We start from the raw sequence: 21555 nt of genomic DNA, 5'->3' as shown, positions 1-21555 counted from the left end.
GCTTGGCTGTGGGTAATTCCTTCCGCGGTTGTCGTTACGGACCGTAATGCAGCTATTTCTGCTAATTCGCTCATTTTCCCTGAGTTTCGGACTGCATAGCTCTTAATGAGCTGAAAAAGTGGATTTGAGGGGTGCTTTAGATTAAATAGCTGCAACGGAGTCCGATAGTGTGGTGAAAACGAAGAAAATTGGCAGATAGGGGCTATACGGTCCGAACGTAGGGAGTTCAACTGGCGAGAGTGTATTAATGGATGGCAAACAGATTAAAACTGGCTTACGAAGTGAACCAAATCATCTAAATATTGCTCAACAACAATATGTCGTGGGAAAAAGACTGCGGTCAAATATGTTCTTAATGGTGATGAGGCATTCTTTTTTGAGAGCATAGAGTGATCAGCATCAGGAAGATAGAAGACGGAGAGTAGGTTTTTAGGAATTTTTTCACGGTAAATACGTTCGGTTTCCTCAACATCTACATTTATATCTTGCCCGCCAAGAACTAAGTGGACAGGAGTAGTGAAGTTTTTTAAATCCTCACTCGCATCTGACTGATAATTTTTAGAGAAAAAACCCCATTTTTCTTTGGAAATTAAATCGTCCGATTGTGCAATTCGCAAGTAACTTTCATATGACGCCTGTTCCTTAAGTAGCAGTAGGATTTGCGCGTTATAATCTTCTCTCTTTTTTATCTCCTTTTCCGAAAAACCTTCTAAAATCATCTCTTGTCTGGTATTGTATTGTCCTTGAGAAATCCATTGAATGGCGGGGGATACAAGAATACTGAAGGCGAGATCAGGCACTTTTTTAACAATCTTGGGAATCACCCAGCCCGCCTGACTTGCTCCCCACAAACCAATAGCTTGGGCATCAATCATAGGTAAGGCTTTAGCCCAGTTAATCGCATATATAGTTTCTTGTGCTCTATCCTCCATGCTTTGCTCTAGCCAGTTCCCTGAGGAACCCCCAATACCTGGTTTGTTAAGAGATAAGGAAGCATATCCGGCAGAGGCGAGCTTTTCCCACAAAGGTTTATATCCATCATCGTAAGTATCATTAACTGGGCCATCCCCATGAACAAAAACTACCAGTCCGACGGTTCCAGAGTAGCTTTCGGGCAGAACTAAGGTTCCTGTTAGTTGACCTTGAGGCGTATCAATTTCAATTTTTTGCTCAGTCATTGAGAAAGAATGTTGCTGTAGTACGAACAAGACCGCTGCAATTAACAACGAAATGGTAATCATCCAGACAGTTAGCTTAATTTTCTTTTTCATTCATTGATCCCCCAGATTGTAGCGATGTTTTTCTTGTCATGTAATGCCAAATAGGCTCTTTAAAAAGTAAATGTCTTACCGCGCTATAGTTAGATTTATGGATCTCAAAGTTCAACTGCTGGTACATATTAATGGCTCGTTTATTCTTGTTAGCAACATGTAGCGTTAATTTTTCAACCTTAGAATGACTGTTTACAAAATCCGCCGCCCAACCCAGCAACTCTTTGCCAATTCCCTTATTGCGGTGACTGGACCGAACAGCCAAATGAGCCACATAACACTCTTTTGCTCTAGGTTGATAATCCAAAAAATATAACCCAAGGATTAACTTACAAACATTTAAGTATCCAAATTTCTTGAATAGCTGCAAAAAGGGAGCCCGATTTAGTGGTTTAATTGATCCTTTTTTAAGGGAGAGCGTATCCTGCCATTTTAAGTAGATAGTGCCAACCACTTCTCCGTTTTCATAAGCGATTATTTGTTTAGATGATAAGGAAGAAGAATCTTGTTCCCAAAGTCTTATAAGTAGATCAGCAATTTCATTGTCCTCGAGAGAGAGGAGAGAGTGAAATTTCCCGTGAAATGCATCTACCAATAGCCTGCTTACAGCCTCACGATCTTGTTCCTGGTAATGGGCGATGATAACCTCGTTTGTACTCATTTAGTAGTATCAGCTAGGGCATGCTCGATTTGAATTTGAAGCTCATAATGAAGCTTGTCGTTGTTAAACATGGATAGGTACGATTTTTCCAGAATGATGATTGGTCCCAATACCATGTAGTGATGCCCATTTAAAAAGTGTTCCAGCTTGGCAATTTCATGATCTACATCCTGATCGTCTGTTACAAAAAATGCTTTATAGAGATAGCACCCTTTTTCTAAAAAAATGTCAGGGGCGGGAGTGGTTTCAATGGTTTCAAAGCATAAGGTTACTTGTTCAGAATCGTATACATAATGCAAATCTGTTTCAAATAAATGATGGTTCTGCGGTCTTTTTTCATATAAACTTCGTGCAGTTAGTGTTTCGTTATCCTCTAGCACCAACCACTTTTTCAGATAACGATTGTCCACATGTTTAATTTGATAATCCCCCTCCATGTTGCCATAATCTGCATGTTCTTTTAGTACCTTTTGTATAAATTGTTGCAGCATTATTAATTGGTTTATTTCTGAGTTGATTTTGTTTAGCGATTTCTCTAACAGCTGTTGGTAGTCATTCGTTGCGGATTTATTCATACTTTGGTTAATGGTACTGACAGGGATGTTTAATTTGCGGAGCAACAGGATATGTGCCAATTGATAGATCTCATCGATGCCGTACATCCGGTACTGATTATTGTCTATATAGGATGGAAACAGGATTTCTTTTTCTTCAAAATATCGAATCTGGTGGATAGATACATTCATAAGTTTTGATAGTTCTCCAATTGTAAGGTACGGATTCAAGGGCGGTGCTCCTAACTGTAAGTTATTTGATAAAATAACTATAAACCTTAGGTCAGACCTAAGGTCAAGCGTCGATTAAAATACGGGATAAGCAGAGCACTTTTTTTCTAAATAATGATTAGTAATAGTAATGGGTGGTATTGAAAAAGACTTAGATTTTGGAAGGACAATGCGGGGGTGCAACGGATTAGATTCATGATCATTTTTTTGTATGAGCCTTGCTGGTATGACCTTAGAGTTGCCATTACGGACCGTAATGCAGCTATTCGTACATTTCCGCTCGTATTCCAAAAGTTAGGGACTGCATAGCTCTTATTAGCTGCAAATCGACTCAAAATGGGGTGGTTATGAGCATATAGTTGCAACTGAGTCCGATAGCGTGGCGAAAACGAAGATAATTGGGAAATAAGAGCTATACGGTCCGAACGTAACTTTGTTAATCAAACCAAACTAATCAAAACAAACTAATCAAATCAAATCATCACATTCTAAGCTGATAGCTTCGATTCCGTTCTTTTCCACCGACGATCTCTAGTAGCTGCTGTTCAACTAACTCATGTAAAACACGTCGGGCATGACGATTAGTGACTCTAAGATGATGGGTGAGTTCAACAGGTGTGAAAGGACGCAGAAGACGTCTTGCGAAACGAAGTGTTTCAGCTTCTAACCAAGTTAATGAAGAGGGCACGTCTGAAGCCATGAATTTGCCGATGAATGCGAGTACTAGTTGTTGACATAGCTGAGGCTCGTCCGTGATTGAGGGATAGGCGATGGATAGGAAGGTCCAACCGTCTAGCGATAATAAGGAATGGCGTCTACATAAATCTTTGAATCGTCGTACATCAAGATCTCTAGCATGCGGACCGTAGCCTTGAATCTCAATTCCGCCCTTTGCTCCACCTGGCATATAGGCCAGATCAAGATAACGATAACCATTGTTGAAATCGCGCACTTCCCATTCGGGGAACAAGTAGTTGAAGTTTCCTACAGCAGGAAACCATACCGCACGTAGAAATTCGACTGTTCCATAGCCCAACCCTTTTGCAAGAAGCTCCTGTCTGCGGGGATTGTTCTCCTTATCCAAGTTGATCTGTAACCATTCCTCTAGTTGCTGTTCGAATCTGGACATTTTGTGTATCCTCCTTAAGTAATTTTTTTTGAAAAAAGAAAAAGCCGCTCCCATACAATTCCTCCTGAGCTTACCCAGGATAGAGATTGTATAAAAGCGGCGTGTTCTTCACGACCTATAGTTGCTATTATAACGAGTGCTGAGGATTTCTTCAATGAGTTACTGTGTATAAGGATGACGAATCCAAATAGGTTTTAGATGAAGGAAGCTAGCAGGGTGAACGAGCTGAATTTGCTGAAGTTAATAGTTACTCTAAAAGCGGATTCTTCCCCCGCGCGGCCGCATGGCTTTTCTAGGACGATCATCATGTGGTAACTGATCCGCAAAAATGGATTACGTGCTCTGCGCAATATCATTATTCATTTTCGAACGTTGCGGACCGTATTGCAGCTATTCGTACATTTTCGCTCGTATTCCAAAAGTTACGGACTGCATAGCTCTTATTAGCTGCAAATCGACTCAAAATGGGGTAGTTATGAGCGAATAGTTGCAACTGAGTCCGATAGCGTGGCAAAAACCTCATTTTTCAGCAAATAAGGTCTCCTGAGTCCGCATGCGCGCGGTGTAAGTATTCAGAGTTCCCAACGACGTCAGAATTGTCTATCTAGTCCAAGTCGTCAGATTATCATTGTGTCCATGTCTTCCATGTCCCAAAGTCGTGTAACTCCAGCATGAACGGACCGTATTGCAGCTATTCGTACATTTTCGCTCGTATTCCAAAAGTTACGGACTGCAAAGCTCTTATTAGCTGCAAATCGACTCAAAATGGGGTAGTTATGAGCGAATAGTTGCAACTGAGTCCGATAGCGTGGCAAAAACCTCATTTTTCAGCAAATAAGGTCTCCTGAGTCCGCAAGCGCCCGGCAGATACATTCGAGTTGCCAAAGTAGCACAAGTCGCCCAACTGGTCCTTTCATTTCGTCAATTAAACTCATCATGCTCATACCGTCGTCCTACTCATCGTGCTCATTTCGTCATCCTACTCATCGTGCTCACACCGTCATCCTACTCATCATGGTCATATCAGACCATCTTTTCATACAAGTCCCGCTTTTTCAGAAAAAAATCCTAATAAAGGCCCATTACTTTGTCGAATTGTGAAGGAAATCAGAAAATTTTATAGAATTATCTATGTTCATCTAAACTTTTTACTCTTCAACACGTGTTGCAGGATGGCCCTGGTGATTGCTGCAGCTTTACTCTTCCATAAAAGGGGCCGATACGATGCTCAAAAGGACATTACTTATCTATCTGATTGGTTTAATTTTATTATCTGCGATTCCTCTATCCATTCTTATGGGTCACGATAAACAAGGGAGTCACCTGCAAGTGCAGCATGGAGTCATGGATCTCGCAAATTGGGATTACGAACAGGATAAGATTATCAAGTTAGACGGTGAATGGGAGTTTTATTGGAATCACTTATTAACTCCTGAGCATTTTAGGGCGGGTAGCGCAGATATACCTGCTTCTTCAGCTTGGATGGAGGTGCCCTCCCGGTGGAACGGCAACATCGTTAATGGAAGCCCTTTACCCGCCTTCGGTTCCGCCACCTATCGGATGGTTCTAAAAAACCTGCCCGTAAGTGGGGTATTCGCCTTGAAAAAAACAAATATCCGCTTTTCAAGCAGGATTTTTGTTAATGGACAGTCAGTTATTGAGGATGGTAATCCTGCTGCTAATGAAGCTGATTATCGGTCAGGAAATATCCCGCAGATTGGGCTTTTTTCGTCTGATAAGGGAGATGTAGAAATCATAATTCAAGTCTCCAACTTCGATTATGTAAATGGGGGCATTCCGGTTTCTTTATCCTTTGGTGAGGAAGCAGCAATGATGGAGGTTCAGCAGAAGAGTACGGCCCGTGAATTTAGCACCGTTGCTATTTTAGGCACACTTGCCCTTATCTTTTTTATCTGCTTTGGGGCAGCGTCCTTATACCGTAAGCAGGATTACTCTTTACTTGTGTTTGCGACTATTTGTTTGCTGTTTGCGATATATCATGGGTTGATCGGTGAGCGTTCACTCTTACTCTTTTTCCCTAAACTTTCGTTCATAATGCTCTACAAAGTAAAGGATATAAGCTCCATCTCCTGCTTTATTGTGCTCGCAATATTTTTTTACCAAATGCACAAAAGCATAATATCTTTAAAATTTACTCAAGCCATAACGATTGTTTTAGGCAGCTTTATAATTCTGGTCGCCATCCTGCCGATTCGTTCTTACACGGTCATTTATCCGTATGTGATTATTTTATATGAGCTGATGTTAATTTGGATGTTATGTAGAGTGGCCACCCTGTATATCAGAAGCGCAGAAGTAAATAGAATCAAATTGCTGCTGATGTTTATGGCGATTCTAGCTATTAATCTATATTCCATAGATATTATTCTGTTTGCTCTATCTATAAAAGAGAACCTTTGGCTCGGACAGTTTTACATTGTGGCTTTTAATATCATCATGATCGTGCTGATTGTTCTACGTTTTTTTGAAGCCTACCATACCATAGACGAGATGAAAAACCAGTTGATTGGGCTGGATAAAATTAAAGATGAATTCCTTTCCAACACCTCACATGAACTAAAAACACCTCTAAATGCCATAGTGAACATTACAGCTACGCTGCTGGATGGGGTTGAGGGTCCAGTTAATGAAAAACAAGCGCAGAATCTAGCGATCGTAATCGGGAGCGGCAGAAGATTAACACATATGGTAAATGAACTACTCGATTATTCCAAAATGAAGTACGGAGACATCACATTATACAAAAGCAAACTGGATTTGAAAGCCGTTGTTGATTCCGTCATTGGCATTCATTCTTTTCTGCTCGGAGAAAAGTCGATCCTGCTCGTTAACAGAGTCGCTTCGAATTTCCCTATGGTGAATGCAGATGGCAATCGCCTGATTCAAGTTTTCCACAACTTGGTTGATAATGCGATTAAATTTACGGAACAGGGTGAAATAGAGATTAGTGCCAGAGTTATTCAGGAGTGGGTGGAAGTACGTGTGGCAGACACAGGTTTGGGAATCTCACCGGAAATGCAGGAGCGTATTTTCAAAGCTTTTGAGCAGGTGGATGAGGCGGAGATTCATAGTCATGGTGGAACAGGACTCGGATTAAGTATTACTAAGAAGCTAGTAGAACTGCATGGCGGGAACATAGCTGTGGAATCTACAGTGGGAAAAGGTTCGGTGTTTATTTTTACACTTCCACGGTGGGATAAAGCGGTTAAGCCAATCACGAGACCTACCCTTAAGGCGGTACATTCTTATAAAGAATTAAGTTTCTCCCATGGTGGTTATCCCCTTTATATCAAAGGCGAGATCGATGAGCCCATTTTAGTAGTGGACGATGATTTTGCCAATCTGCAATCTATGATCAATCTGTTTAAGCTAGAGAAATATTCTATTGTGGTTGTTAATCGCGGGCAGATGGCACTTGAGGAGCTAGCGAAAAACACAGATTTTTTTCTGGTGGTACTGGATATTACCATGCCGGACATTTCGGGTTACGAGGTTCTGCAAAAGATTAGAGAGAGATTTACTCCTTTTGAGCTGCCTGTGTTAATGTTGACGGCCAAGAACAGGGTGAGCGATATGAAGATGTCCATGGATAACGGTGCAAATGACTATGTGGGAAAACCTTTTGAAGCTGAAGAGCTAATGGCACGTGTTAAAAGTCTGACCCGATTGAGAGCTTCCGTGAAGACTGCCAAAGACGCCGAAATAGCTTTTTTACGATCCCAGATCAAACCTCATTTCTTATACAATGCTCTGAATTCAATTGCTGAACTATGTGTGGAAGAACCTGAGAAGGCCGAAGAGTTGACACTGCAGCTGTCACAGTATTTGCGAAGCAGCTTTGATTTCAAACAACTGGATTCACTAACGAGTCTGGAGAATGAGATTGAGCTGGTAGAGGCTTATATCAATATTGAAAAAGCACGCTTCGGTGCCAGATTAAATGTGGAATATGATGTGAGAGTTAATACGGATTACCGGATTCCTCCGCTGATTCTACAGCCTTTGGTCGAAAATGCAATAAGGCATGGCCTAATGTCCAATTTGCGGGGTGGCACGGTAAATATATCTGTAAAAGAATTAGAGAATTCGGTGATTAGCTTTATTGTGGAGGATAATGGATCTGGAATGAGTGAGCATAAATTGAAAGAAGTAATGAAGTCAGATGTAGATAAAAGAGGGGTGGGGCTGTGGAATATCAGTCAGCGCATCAAGCTATTATATGGAAAAAATATTCATATTCAAAGTGCTGAAGGATTAGGCACAACGGTATCTTTTGAAATTCCAATACAGCAGCTTAAGCGGATGGGAGGTTAAGGCATGCTGCGAGCGATTATTGTAGATGATGAGGAGTTATCGGTAAAACGCCTGAAGCGGATCTTATCGCAGAGCGGAGAGATTGAAGTCTATGAGACGTTTTTGGATCCAGCGGAAGCCTATGCTTTTGCGAAGGCCAATCCGATAGATGTAGCTTTTTTGGATATTTCTATGCCTGAGACGAATGGGATGAAGCTTTCTAGCCTTTTGCATGAATTGGATGAATCGATAGATGTGGTTTTTGTAACCGGATTTGATGAGTATGCGCTGCAGGCTTTTGACCTAAGTGCAGTGGATTATCTTTTGAAGCCTGTAACTGCGGAGCGGTTGTCTAAGACGTTAGAGAAACTCAAAAAAATGAATCGAAATACAACGGCTGAGCCTACGTTAGAAGTTTTTTTGTTTAATGGTTTAAAAGTGTATCGCAGAACGCAGAACAGAGAGCTAATCAAGCTGAGAAGTCCAAAAACAGAAGAATTGTTTGCTTTTCTGGTTAGTAAAGGAACGGTTAGCCGGGAGGAAATTATCGACACGTTGTGGAGCGGATTGGAGCCTGAAAAAGCATGGAAGAATCTGAACTCGACGCTGTATTATATTCGAAAAGCAATCGGCGCCAATTATATAAAAGCAAGCAGGAACGAAATTCATGTAGTAGAGAGCAGCATTTATTGTGATCTGTATGAATTTGAGCGATTGTTAAAGCAAATCAGGCAAACCTCTGAAAGACATGTTGAATGGATGATTCAAGCAGAAGTTTTATACTCAGGAGCATTACTCAAAGGAAAAGCCTATGAATGGGCTAGTAGCAGGACCCGGAGACTCGAGCATGAATATATAGGATTGCTGGAGCTGGCTGCAAGATTTCATTTAGAGCAGAATCAGCAGCATCAAGCACTACATTATTTTGGAGAAATATTAAAATTAGATTCCTTGCGAGAGGACATCTATCATGAAATCATCAACTTATTAATTGAATTAGGGCGAATGAATGAAGCACAGCGGAAATTTGGCCAATTGGAAGAGATGTTGCAGCAAGAGCTCGGAACAACACCTGATCCTAAACTCAAAGCGTTAATGAAACAGAAGTTATTGTAATGGAAGGAACCTTCGAATGGATGGTTATCGAGGGTTCTTTTTTTGTTTATTTTTTGTTTATCTTAATTTTGTATAATACTCTCGATTATTGTCGAATTAATGACATGATTTATGCTAGAGGGGGAAATAGAGTTTGAAGCCATCATTTATGAAAATAGGCATTAGTATTTCTTTATGTACTGGACTTGTGGTGCAGGGGGTGGGTCCTATGCAAACTCCAATCATAAGTGCAAAAGCTAGTTTCGGTTGGATCGAGAATAGCCCAGCTATAATAACGTCCATCAATGAAGATGACTATTCCAACGCAGGGGTTGAGGTAGCCAGCTTTTTGACAGGAAAAGTATCGGATCCAGCGTCAACAGGGATTGCTGTAGTAGCTTTAGATAATACCAAAGGGGCCTGGCAGTATTACAACACGGTGGGAAGAATTTGGTATAATATCGAGCCGGTGTCGAACAGTAATGCTTTTCTGCTGCTGAAATCGGAGAAAATCCGTTTTGTCCCGGCTAAAGACTGGAACGGAACTGCTTCCATTAGCTTTAAGCTATGGGATACAACAGCATCAGGTTATCAAAATTATCAAAAAAATGCGAATACCACAGTATCTGCCGCGTTCAGCTCAGATCCGGGTATAGCCGTAATTACTGTAAATCCAGTGAACGATGCACCTTATCTGACAGAACTAAATGGTGGGGACTATCTTAGTTTTGACGGCAACGGGGATTATGTGACCTTCCCGGATCAACGGATTTATGGGAATTCTTTTACAGTTGAAGGATTTTTGAAGGTAGATGCTTTTCAGACCTGGATGAGATTTTTTGAATCATCGATCGCAGAGCAGAACCACAATATTTTTGTGGGTTTTAACGGCAAACGGATGAATTTCACTGCCTACACTAATAAGGGAGATATTAATGTCACTGAGGATTTCCCGATTTCTAAATGGGTTCATGTCGCGATTGTTTATGATCACAGTCAGAAAAAGGGACGGATTTATTGGGATGGTGTACTTAAGGCAGAAGGGGCTATGGATTTAAGTACTGTAGGCAACGTTGCACGTCCGAATAACTGGCTTGGAAAAAGCACGTGGAGACAGGACGGAGATTATAACGGTGGAATGAGAGACGTGAGGTTCTGGAGTAAAGCCAAGACCCAAAGTGATATTGTTCGAGAAATGAATGTCGACTTGACAGGCTCGGAGCCTAATCTGGCTTTAAACTATAAATTAGCGAATAGCAATGATGGGAATGTCGCTATTAATACTTCTGGTCTTCCCCTTAAGAACGGTACAATTACTGGGGCAACCTGGAAGCAGGACACAGGTTTTATGGGGAATACTACAACCGATAAAAACAAGTCGGTCTCACGATCCTTTAAAGTCCTCGATGTGGATGGAGATGACCTACAAGTATCAGCTACTTCCTCGAATACGCTCTTAATTCCGAATAATGGACTGAAAATAAGTGGAAGTGGTGAGCAACGAACTTTAGAAATAACACCCGCAGCGAATGCTTTTGGCACCAGTGTGATTTCAGTCAAAGTAAGTGATGGAACATTAAACAACACCTACACTTTTAATGTGACGGTAAACAATACGGGGGATGTAATCGTAACCGGAGTGTCTTTGGATAAACCATCACTGAGTTTAACGCAAGGAGAAGCAGGGGACACACTTAGTGCCGTAGTAACACCTGCTGATGCCACGAACAAAACAGTAAATTGGAGCTCTAGTGATGAAACTGTTGCAACCGTTGTAAACGGAGTGGTAACTCCAGTTGGCGTTGGAACAGCGATCATCACGGTAACGACTACTGATGGAAGTTTTACTGCTTCGTCTGTAGTAAATGTAAGTGCTCCAATCCCGCCGGTTGTGGACGTAACTGGAGTGAAGCTAGATCAGGAGACACTGGAATTAACAGCTGGAGAAGCTGATGGACTCCTAAAAGCAACAATAGAGCCTGCCAATGCAACGGATAAAGACGTGATCTGGAGCTCTAGCGATGAAACAGTCGCGACCGTTGTAAACGGAGTGGTAACTCCAATTGGCGTTGGAACAGCGATCATCACGGTAACGACTACTGATGGAAGTTTTACTGCTTCGTCTGTAGTAAATGTGAGTGCCCCAATCCCACCCGTTGTGGACGTAACTGGAGTGAAGCTAGATCAGGAGACACTGAATTTAACAGCTGGTGAAGCTAATGGAATTCTAAAAGCAACAATAGAGCCTGCCAATGCAACGGATAAAGACGTGATCTGGAGCTCTAGCGATGAGACAGTTGCGACCGTTGTAAACGGAGTGGTAACTCCGGTTGGTGAGGGTACAGCTGTTATTACGGTAACGACGAAAGATGGAAGTTTTAAGGCTTCAACCACAGTTAGTGTAAGTGCTCCAATCCCGCCGGTTGTGGACGTAACTGGAGTGAAGCTAGATCAGGAGACACTGAATTTAACAGCTGGTGAAGCTAATGGAATTCTAAAAGCAACAATAGAGCCTGCCAATGCAACGGATAAAGACGTGATCTGGAGCTCTAGCGATGAGACAGTTGCGACCGTAGTAAACGGAGTGGTAACTCCGGTTGGAGAGGGTACCGCAGTTATTACGGTAACGACCAAAGATGGAAGTTTTAAGGCTTCAACCACAGTTAATGTAGCCGCTCCTAAGCCACCTAGCGTTATCGTAACTGGGGTGACTTTAGACCAGACAGAACTTAACTTAACGGTGGGTGAAGGCGACGGGAATCTACAAGTTACAGTAGCACCTGCTAATGCGACAAATAAAGGTGTAATCTGGAGCTCCAGCGATGAGACAGTAGCTAAGGTTGTTTATGGAGTAGTAACTCCGATTGGTGAGGGAACAGCCATCATTACGGTAACGACGAAAGATGGAAGTTATACGGCTTCTACAACCGTCACTGTGAAGGCTCCTGTTAAGCCAGTTACAGCACCAGGAATTCCAACATCTGTAACTGCAACTGCAGAGAATGGTCAAGCAATCATCACCTTTATACCGCCGGTGAACGATGGAGGCAGCGAAATCATAGGATATATTGTAACTGCTAATCCGGGAGGTTTGACGGTTACGGGAACTGGAAGTCCGCTGACAATCAGTGGTTTGACGAATGGAACAAGCTATACCTTCACGATACAGGCAATCAATAAAGCTGGCATCAGCGAATCCTCTGCTGAGTCCAATGCAGTTGTTCCTAGCACTTCATCTGGTGGTGATGTTGTTGTTCCGTGGCAACCAACCCCATCAGCAACTCCGGCACCTGTGGTCAATGATGCTTCCATCCTAATCAATGGTAAAGCGGAAACAGTGGGAACCGCAACGAATGGTAAACGGAATGAGCAAACGTTAACCACCATTGTGTTAGATCAGAAGAAGCTAGAGGAAAAGCTCGCCACTGAAGGTAAAGGTACGGTAGTTTCTATCGCTGCAAATAGTAAATCTGATGTTATAGTTGGCGAACTAAACGGACAAATGGTTAAAAATATGCAGGGTAATCAGGCAATTCTTGAGATCAAAACAGGAAATGCGACATTTACACTGCCTGCTCAGCAAATTAATATTGACGCTTTGAACGAGCAAATCGGCAAGTCGGTAGCTTTGCAAGATATTAAGATACAGATTGAAATTAGCGCCCCTACAGCCGATAAAGTTAAAGCTTTAGAAGCAGCTGCGCAAAAAGGATCCTTTTCATTAGTTTCCGCGCCAGTTAATTTTACGGCCAGAGGTATCTACGGAGATAAGAGTATTGAACTTTCCCAATTCAATACGTATGTTAAACGTACCATAGCCATTCCTGAGGGGATGGACCCGAACAAGATTACAACTGGAGTGTATGTTGATTCCGAAGGTTCGGTACACCATGTACCTACTAAAGTGGTTGTAATTGATGGCAAATATTTTGCTACTATCAACAGCTTAAGCGGAGGTACTTACTCCGTAATCTGGCATCCGCTTGAATTTAGTGATGTGGCTAATCACTGGGCAAAAGAGGCAGTGAACGATATGGGCTCTCGATTAGTCATTGAGGGAACAGGTAATGGTCAATTTACTCCGGATCAAGCCATTACCCGTGCAGAGTTTGCGGCGATTGTTGTACGCGGTCTGGGACTTGAGATGGAACAAGCTGCAACACCATTCTCAGATGTAAAGACCACGGATTGGTATAACAGTGCGATCAACACAGCATTTGCTTATCAATTAATCAATGGTTTTGAAGATGGTATGTTCCGCCCTGATGAACATATTACCCGCGAACAAGCGATGTTAATTATCGCCAAAGCGATGAAAATTACAGCGCTACAGACTAAGCTTTCTGTTCAATCGGCTGACGTTTTGTTAGCTCCATTTACAGATAGTAGTGAGGTTTCTAACTGGGCGATCAGTGGAGTTACTGACACTTTGCAGGCAGGCATTATCATGGGAAGAAGCAGTAAAGGGCTTGCTCCAAAAGATGATATGACAAGAGCTGAGGTTGCAGAGATCGTGAAGCGGCTACTTGAAAAGTCGGATTTAATTTAATCTACTAAGCTCCAGAATTGTGATGAAGACAGAGGATTCGTTCAAAGAACATTGAACGAGTCCTCTTTTCTTTTTATGGTTAGCCAAGCAGGAGAATGGCTAGTTATCCAGAAAAAATAACTTAGATCGTTTATACGATAATTAGAAAAGAGGCGAAATCTATGGAAATAAATCCAATCATTAATGATGTATTTCAGGCAGCAGAATCAGGCCAGGTAGAACGGCTGAAAGAAATCCTGGAAGCTCATTCGAACCTTGCGAATATGGAGAATAACGAAGGTCTTACACCGCTTGGTTATGCCGCGCATTTTGGTAAAGTGAAGGCTGTTCAGGTTTTGTTAGACTATGGTGCTGACATTGATGCAATGTCACATTCCCGAATCAGCTATATTCCATCCAACACAGCATTACATGCGGCAATTGCTGGTGAGCGAAATATGGAGGTGATCCGGGTTCTTTTGCAACATCAGGCCAAGACCAATATATTTGATAGTGATGGTTATACTTCCTTACATTCTGCTGCTTTTCATACGGATAATGTAGAACTAATAGAGTTGTTAATCGAACATGGCGCCGACATTTCTGCTAAAATTAAAAGTGGTGAATCTGCATGGTCGGTTGCGATTAAGCAGAGTAATCATAATGTTGCAGAATTTCTCCGCGGAAAAGGAGTAGTCTTGAATGAAAATCACAGTGGATGATAAGAATGATTCAACGGTAGCTATAATCTCTGGAGAAGAGATCATTATCAATAATGTAAGGGATGCCTTAGACTTAATGATGAATGTGAAATACCAAGGATGCGATAAAATGCTTCTGAGGAAGGAACAGATTACGGATGATTTTTTCGAGCTAAAGTCTGGAATTGCTGGTGAGATTGCTCAAAAATATACAAACTATCAGATGAGAGTTGCTATCGTAGGAGAATTTACAAGCTATAACAGCAAAAGTCTGAATGATTTTATTTACGAATGCAATCAAGGCGATAAGATGTTGTTCAAAAGTACTGAAGCTGAGGCTTTAGCAGCCCTTCATTTATGCAAATCGTGGAGATGATCCAGAGAGGAGATATATCATGGATGAAAGTAAAATCACATATGAATCGATCGATGCCTATATTTCCGGGTTTTCGCTTGAGGTTCAGGAAATCCTTAATACGTTAAGAAAGGTGATAAAAGAGGCGGCACCGGAAGCAGAGGAAAAAATAAGCTATCAGATGCCTACTTTTGCATTACACGGAAATTTGGTGCATTTCGCTGCTTATCCCAAGCATATTGGATTCTACCCCACACCAAGTGGAATTAATGCTTTTAAAGATGAATTATCAGGCTATAAAGGTGCTAAAGGTTCCGTTCAATTCCCCATTGATAAGCCTATGCCTTATGAATTAATTAGCAAGATTGTAACCTTCAGAGTCTCTGAGAATCTAAAAAAAGTTGAAGCAAAATAAGGCGTCTACTGGTATGAAATAGAGTTGTACGTCTGGCTAGGGCTGGAAGTGTGTATCCATTGTTGATCTTCTTCTTGAAGCTAGTGAACATTTGGATCCTCTTACGAGGCACTTCTTGCCTTTCTATCCTCATTGCGGACGTCGTACGAATGCCAGTATAATATCCTGGGCATAGTCCCCAAACCCACTTCCGAACAGATTTAATCCTCTTTTATTGAGTGCATCCTCCCGAATTTCAAAACGTACACGAATAGGTTCATTAAACGCCAGCTTTAAAGAGCTGATTGTAGTGGAAGATGAGAGAGAACCATTACAGCTGCTGCCCGATTTAGAGACACTCCATGTAGTAAGAGCTCCATATTCAGTTCCACTTCTCCAACGTTCAGGGGTCAGCTTCCCTTTGCGGTTACCGAAATCGGAGGGGCAAGTCCAAGTCCCGACTAACTGGTCATTGATGGATAAGCTGATATCACTGGCCCAATCCTCTCGGAACGAAGGGGCTTCTGAGCATACTTCTGCCGAAATGCGGATTTCATCCAACTCGACGCCTGGAGGCAGGGGGTTGGCAAAATAGTATTCGACATAACCCGCTTCCGCGAACCATAAGAGTGAGGCATCGACTCGTTCAGGCATGTAGAATGCTCTTGGATCATCCTGGGAGCCAATGACGCCACCATCTTTTCCGGCCATCCCACAGGACGGTTGTATGGAGCAGCGGGAGAACATGCCGATGGGCATATGTATTTCCTCGGTTTGATGCAGGCCATCCCCTAGTTTCGAAGGGAGATCGAGATGAATAGAGCGACAGGTAACCGCACAGATTTTTTCGCGATTTGCTCCTTGCGTAGACGAGATAAGATTAACCTGTTCTAATGTCTGCACATTGATAGATATGGTTGGCTGAGCTACACCTAACGTCTCAGCTAATTGACTGACACTCATAGGCTTTTCGCCAAGGGCTTCAAGAATGCGGACGCGGACGTCACCAGACAGTGCTTTAGCTACATCTAAAATGCGTGACGCGGGATAACGTATCGTTTCTTGTGAAATATCATTCATCATATTTGTTCCTTTTCGTTTAGGATGGGTTGAGGTTATTGTACAATGAAGAATGGATATTGTAAAATCATAATAAACATTGCGAAAATCATATACTGGTGCTAAAATGGGCTCAACTTCTTATTTTGAAAGGCTGTGCTCGCCAAATGACAACTTCTATATTAGCTTCTGAGACACTTGAGATTCCTCGATCTGAACACCCTCATCCACATTGGCAACGTCAGGAATGGATGAATTTGAATGGGCAATGGTCATTTAACTTTGATCCGAACAACGAAGGTATGAAGGCGTTATGGTACTCCAATCCTGAAATCGCTTACGATTCAATGATCACTGTACCTTTTTCTTGGGTAAGTCCCTTATCCGGAATTGGCTGCGATCAACAAGGAATCGGCTGGTATCGACGCACCGTGAATGGGCAGGCTATCGACCAACAAACACGATTATTTTTACGTTTTGGGGCAGTAGATTATTCATGTGATGTGTGGATAAATGGAGAACATGTAGGTTCACATCAAGGTGGATATGGTTCATTTGAATTTGATGTTACACCTTACTGGGCAGCTAACAGTGAGAATAATATTGTCGTAAGAGCTGAGGATTTCGATCATGCTTATCAAGCGCGGGGCAAACAAGGATATGGAGAAATCCGTGGAATTTGGCAGCCTGTATGGCTTGAAGCACGCCCCGAAACTTATATGAAAGATGCAAAGTTTGTGACCAGTATAGATGGACAGGTGAAGGTAACTACAAGAATAATTGCGCATAAAACGGGTTCGGCAGATTTTACGCTGCAATTCGCTGATCATTCCGTTGTTCATACAGAGAAGCTGCAGCTTATAGCGGGGGAGAACGAATGTAAGCTGTCTATCGATATTCCCAATCCGCATTTGTGGAGTCCAGAAACTCCTTATTTATACGAAGGTGAACTGCAGCTTAGTGGATCGTTTGGTACAGATACAGTCAGCACTTATTTCGGAATTCGCGAAATTCAGACTGCCCGCTTTGACGATCGTGATTATCGGTGGATCACCTTAAATGGCAAGCCGATATATTTGAACGGCACTCTTGATCAGTCCTATCACAAGACAGGTTATTTCACCTATCCAACGGATGAAGACATGCGGGATGAAATTTATCTAATGAAACGTTTGGGACTAAACATGGTGCGAATTCATATCAAGCCCGAAGAACCCCGTAAGCTGTATTGGGCGGATAAGCTGGGCATTCTTGTTATGGAAGATATGCCTTGTTTCTGGGGTAATCCAGATGACAAAGCCAGAGCCTCCTATGAGAGTGAAGCCCTTGAGGTGATTGAACGAGATTATAATCATCCATCTATTTTTTCGTGGGTTATGTTCAATGAGACCTGGGGTTTGAAGACAGATGCTCAGAAGGCTGGCCTCACAAGTGATGTACAGCAGCAGAGTAGTTATCTTAAAGAGACACAGGAATGGGTGCGGGAGAAATATCGCTGGGCGAAGCAGCTTGATCCGACTAGAATTGTTGAGGATAACTCGCCGTGTAATTATGATCATGTGGAATCGGATATTAATACATGGCACTTTTACATTAATGGTTACGAGCAGCTGCAAGCCCACTTAAATGAGGTTGTAGATAAAACATTCCCAGGGTCGGAGTTTAACTGTATTGGCGGCAACGTACAGTCTGATGCCCCTCTAATGAACAGCGAATGCGGTAACGTGTGGGGGATAGAAGGTGGTGCAGGGGACAGTGATTTGGCATGGCATTACCGCTATATGATGAATGAATTCCGGCGGCATGATAAGCTATGTGGATTCGTATTTACTGAATTCCGTGATGTTACGAATGAGTTCAATGGTTATTACCGGCTAGACGGGAGCGATAAGGATTTTGGATATGGGGATTTTGTTCCCGGGATGACGATTGCGGATCTGCATTCTCCAGATTTTATCGTGATAGATGCTCCTCCATGCCAGACAGTAGAAGCAGGGCAGAGTGTTAAAGTACCTTTGCTAGGTTCCAGCTTCGCGGACAGCTATCACGGTCATAATTTGAAGCTGAAATGGGAACTGTGGTACGACAATTTGGGGACTCGGGTCACTGCGCAAAGTGGACATATGTCTGTGAAATGGGATAACTTTGGAAATACTATACTTCCTTCTTTGAACATAACAATGCCTGGTCAGGAGGCGGCTGCAATACTTGCTGTTTCTCTGATTAATGAGAAGGGTGAAGCGATCACGCGGAATTTCATTACTTTCGATGTAAGAGGCGGTAATAACGCTGTATTGTTTAAAGGTGAAGGAGAATTTATTCAAATTCCAGTGGGAGCATATACCGAATATAACTTTAAGCATCAATGGGATGCTATCCAAGGATCTAAGATCAATGGTGCTGGGCAAGGTCAGTATGTATACGAGGTTACACTGCCAGATGCAGCAGATAAATCAATGATTGGTGAGATCGAGATCATGTTCGAAGCAAGTGCTAAACGATTGCTGGCGCGGCATGTTGAAGGTACGAAGCTTAATGATATGGGCCTTGATCTTATGCATGGGGCAGATGCGAGGGTGGAATATAATCCGAATACGTATTATATGACGGATGAAGAGCGTCATCCTTCCAGAGTGAACGTTCTGGTGGATGGGCAGCGGATTGGTTCTTTCTATTTACCGGATGATCCGGCAGATAGCAGAGGGATTTTGTCTTGGCATTATCAGCCAATAGCGAATAAGCTGGATGAGGCTGGATCTTACGGCTACCTATGCAAGGCAAGTGTACCGGGGCAGTTAGCAGCGAAGCTGGATCGCAATCGTGTTTTTCGTTTGGAGCTGCAAGCAGAGGAGGGCGGATTAGCTTTGTATGGCCGTAATGCAGGTCGTTATCCATTGGACTTGTTGATTCGTTATCGCTAAATAACCTCGATGTGCAAAAAAAAGCAATCCCTGCTAAGAAGCAGGGATTGCTTTTTTATCGGTACTGCAAGGTATTATTAAAGTTCTTTATCATTAATGCTGTTTAACCAGCTTTCAATCTCCCCAATGACCGAGCTAATGCAGCCATCTTCAAAAGGTGAAGTCAGGCCCGCAAGTTCAACTAGCTTGATAAAGGATTTGCTTCCTCCGGCTTGACATAACTCCAAATAATCACTCCAAGCGGATTTGAAATCTTCATTTGAGCGTTTCCAGAACTGGAAGGCACATAGCTGTGCTAGTGTATAGTCAATGTAATAGAACGGGGAAGCGAAGATATGGCCTTGCTTATGCCAAAATCCACCCTGTTCCAGATAAGCATTACCTTCATAATTGCGGTGCGGCAAATATTTTTTCTCGATTTCTCGCCATGCTTGCTTACGTTCAGCAGGGGTTGCTTCAGGATTGCTGTAAACAAAATGCTGGAATTCATCTACAGTAACTCCGTAAGGAATAAACTGAAGGCTATCTGCCAAATGATTGAAACGGTATTTGTCTGCATCCTCTTCAAAGAACAATTCCATCCATGGCCAAGCAAAAAACTCCATGCTCATGGAATGGATCTCACAGGCTTCATAAGTAGGAAAAGCATATTCGGGTACATTAATATTTCGGCTTTCATACACCTGGAAGGCATGCCCCACTTCATGGGTCAAGACATCAATATCCCCTGAGGTTCCATTGAAATTCGAGAAAATAAAAGGTGCCTGGTATTGGCTGAAGTAAGTACAATAGCCGCCGCCTTGCTTTCCTTTTTTACTTACTAAATCCACTAGATTGTTATCCAACATAAAAGTAAAAAATTCATCAGTTTCCGGAGAGAGCTCTTTGTACATCTTTGATCCGTTAGCTACAATCCAGTCAGGATCTCCTTTAGGAGTGGCGTTGCCAGTCTTGAAGCTGAAGTTCTCGTCATAAAATTTCAAGGCATCCAGGCCTAGACGTTCAGTCTGCCGTTTCTTAAGCTGTTGGGAGACGGGTACGATATGCTCCAGAACTTGTTTGCGGAAGTTGGCTACCATGTCGGCGTTATAATCGGTCCGCATCATCCGGTCATAACCTAGCTCCACAAAGTTGCTGTAACCAAGCTTTTTAGCAATGCGGTCACGGACTTTAACTAGCTCGTCATAGATTCGATCAAATTCACTTTCATGTTCAGACATAAAATCATATCTGGCTTGTGAAGCACGTTTACGCATATCACGGTCCGTGGACAATTCAAAAGGAGTAAGCTGAGTCAGTGTGCGTTCTTCGCCTTCGAATGGAATCTTAGCGGACGCGATAAGCTGAGCGTATTCTGTAGAGAGTTTGTTCTCCAATTGTAAATCTTCGATGATTTCTGGACTAAAAGTACGCAGAGCTACTTCTGCAAGCTGAAGCAGCTGTGTGCCCCATTCTTGTTCGAATTCGGCTCTGTATTTGGAATTGACGAGTGCTTTGTAATAGTCCGTTATGTATTCCTGAACGATAGGCCCAATTTCGTCCATGAATTCCTGTTCAGCCTTGTAGAATTCATCTGTTGTATTGATCGAATGGCGAACGCTAACCAATGTCTGCAGCGTGTCAAACTCATTGCGAAGCTTGTTAATAGCGGTAACGGAAGCCTTTTGCACTTCTAATGGCTCGGTGTCATTGAGATCTTTAAGCAGGTTGTTAAAATCCTGTTTGAACTTCTCTACATCCGGGCGCTCATAGCGATAATCATTAAATTTCATTAACTATTCAACTTCCTTTCTATACCAGATAGTCTCTATTATATATTCTGAACAGCAATTTACGATAGACCTGTGTTAGCTGTTTTTGAATAAAAAAAGAACAAATGGACAAAAGTGTAAAAACTTGTTAGATGAAATACGGTTTGATATTATCTAAGAATATAGTAGAAATGCAATTTATGAGCGCATCCGTACAATGTAATGAAGCGAAAATAGGAGGCTCGATATAGATGAAACCCCGGATTACAGTAATAACACTAGGTGTGGACGATCTGGAGAGGGCTTTGATTTTTTACAGAGATGGATTAGGATTCCCGACCAAAGGGATCATTGGGAACGAATTTGAACATGGAGCAGTTGCCTTTCAACAGCTTATCTATTACTAAGCCTTTATTTAACCCGCATTCGCTGAATACGGGTTATCTCTGTTTATATATGAATATTTGTATTTTTCCACTTTACACCATACATCCTTCCTCCCTCTTTTTTTGCAGCACCAGCACAAATGTCGACAAACTTAATATATCATGATATATTATTATGTATAAGATGAAAAAATTAGAGTCAGGA

13 protein-coding genes and 1 pseudogene are annotated in these 21555 nt (G+C 42.2%); 8 read left to right on the top strand and 6 right to left on the bottom strand.

Annotated elements, in window-relative coordinates:
• Positions 1-263 precede the first annotated feature (263 nt).
• The 4 genes from NSQ50_RS17540 to NSQ50_RS17525 all read right to left on the bottom strand — a co-directional run bounded on the left by NSQ50_RS17540 (position 264) and on the right by NSQ50_RS17525 (position 3846).
• A complete protein-coding gene (locus NSQ50_RS17540; RefSeq protein ID WP_036688171.1) occupies positions 264-1271 on the bottom strand; it encodes an alpha/beta hydrolase family protein in 1008 nt (335 codons plus the stop codon).
• The gene (locus NSQ50_RS17535; RefSeq protein WP_036688169.1) at positions 1255-1932 is read right to left on the bottom strand and encodes a GNAT family N-acetyltransferase; all 678 of its coding nucleotides are present in this window, start codon (positions 1930-1932) and stop codon (positions 1255-1257) included. Before NSQ50_RS17535 ends, NSQ50_RS17540 begins: the two co-directional genes overlap by 17 nt.
• Complete coding sequence (locus tag NSQ50_RS17530; protein WP_036688167.1) at positions 1929-2717, bottom strand: MerR family transcriptional regulator; 789 nt, start codon at positions 2715-2717, stop codon at positions 1929-1931. The genes NSQ50_RS17535 and NSQ50_RS17530 overlap by 4 nt, the downstream gene beginning before the upstream one ends.
• A 481-nt stretch (positions 2718-3198) precedes the next feature.
• Positions 3199-3846, bottom strand: a complete 648-nt coding sequence (locus NSQ50_RS17525) for a hypothetical protein (RefSeq protein ID WP_036688165.1) — start codon at positions 3844-3846, stop codon at positions 3199-3201.
• A 1224-nt stretch (positions 3847-5070) separates the two neighbouring features.
• Here NSQ50_RS17525 and NSQ50_RS17520 point away from each other — a divergent pair.
• From NSQ50_RS17520 to NSQ50_RS17495, 6 genes are all read left to right on the top strand, one after another.
• A complete protein-coding gene (locus tag NSQ50_RS17520; protein WP_340949636.1) occupies positions 5071-8181 on the top strand; it encodes an ATP-binding protein in 3111 nt (1036 codons plus the stop codon).
• Between the two features lie 3 nt (positions 8182-8184).
• On the top strand, positions 8185-9276 hold the full coding sequence (locus tag NSQ50_RS17515) for a response regulator (RefSeq protein WP_036688106.1): 1092 nt from the start codon (positions 8185-8187) through the stop codon (positions 9274-9276).
• 133 nt (positions 9277-9409) lie between these two features.
• Positions 9410-13804 (top strand): Ig-like domain-containing protein, encoded by a 4395-nt coding sequence (locus NSQ50_RS17510; RefSeq protein ID WP_340900641.1) that lies wholly within the window; start codon positions 9410-9412, stop codon positions 13802-13804.
• A gap of 161 nt (positions 13805-13965) precedes the next feature.
• Entirely contained in the window at positions 13966-14505 is a 540-nt protein-coding gene (locus NSQ50_RS17505; protein WP_036688102.1) for an ankyrin repeat domain-containing protein, read from the top strand.
• On the top strand, positions 14486-14860 hold the full coding sequence (locus NSQ50_RS17500; RefSeq protein WP_036688100.1) for a DUF4180 domain-containing protein: 375 nt from the start codon (positions 14486-14488) through the stop codon (positions 14858-14860). Before NSQ50_RS17505 ends, NSQ50_RS17500 begins: the two co-directional genes overlap by 20 nt.
• Positions 14861-14879: 19 nt before the next feature.
• Entirely contained in the window at positions 14880-15254 is a 375-nt protein-coding gene (locus NSQ50_RS17495; protein WP_036688098.1) for an iron chaperone, read from the top strand.
• Positions 15255-15383: 129 nt separating this feature from the next.
• Here NSQ50_RS17495 and NSQ50_RS17490 read toward each other — a convergent pair whose 3' ends face one another.
• Complete coding sequence (locus NSQ50_RS17490) at positions 15384-16316, bottom strand: ArsR/SmtB family transcription factor (RefSeq protein WP_235219558.1); 933 nt, start codon at positions 16314-16316, stop codon at positions 15384-15386.
• A 143-nt stretch (positions 16317-16459) separates the two neighbouring features.
• Between NSQ50_RS17490 and NSQ50_RS17485 the strand changes: the two genes are divergently transcribed.
• Positions 16460-19213, top strand: a complete 2754-nt coding sequence (locus tag NSQ50_RS17485) for a glycoside hydrolase family 2 protein (RefSeq protein ID WP_036688097.1) — start codon at positions 16460-16462, stop codon at positions 19211-19213.
• Positions 19214-19290: 77 nt separating this feature from the next.
• On the opposite strand, the gene NSQ50_RS17480 is transcribed toward NSQ50_RS17485, so the two are convergent.
• A complete protein-coding gene (locus NSQ50_RS17480) occupies positions 19291-20985 on the bottom strand; it encodes a M3 family oligoendopeptidase (protein ID WP_036688094.1) in 1695 nt (564 codons plus the stop codon).
• 230 nt (positions 20986-21215) lie between these two features.
• On the opposite strand from NSQ50_RS17480, the pseudogene NSQ50_RS17475 reads away from it, so the two are divergent.
• A pseudogene (locus tag NSQ50_RS17475) lies at positions 21216-21359 on the top strand (VOC family protein); the annotation flags it as partial.
• Between the last annotated feature and the right edge of the window lie 196 nt (positions 21360-21555).

Origin of the sequence: Paenibacillus sp. FSL R10-2788, from assembly GCF_038003885.1 — a bacterium.
GTDB lineage: Bacteria > Bacillota > Bacilli > Paenibacillales > Paenibacillaceae > Paenibacillus_AQ > Paenibacillus_AQ odorifer.
Note: the sequence above shows the minus strand (reverse complement) of the source record. Positions and strands in the feature narration are given on the sequence as shown.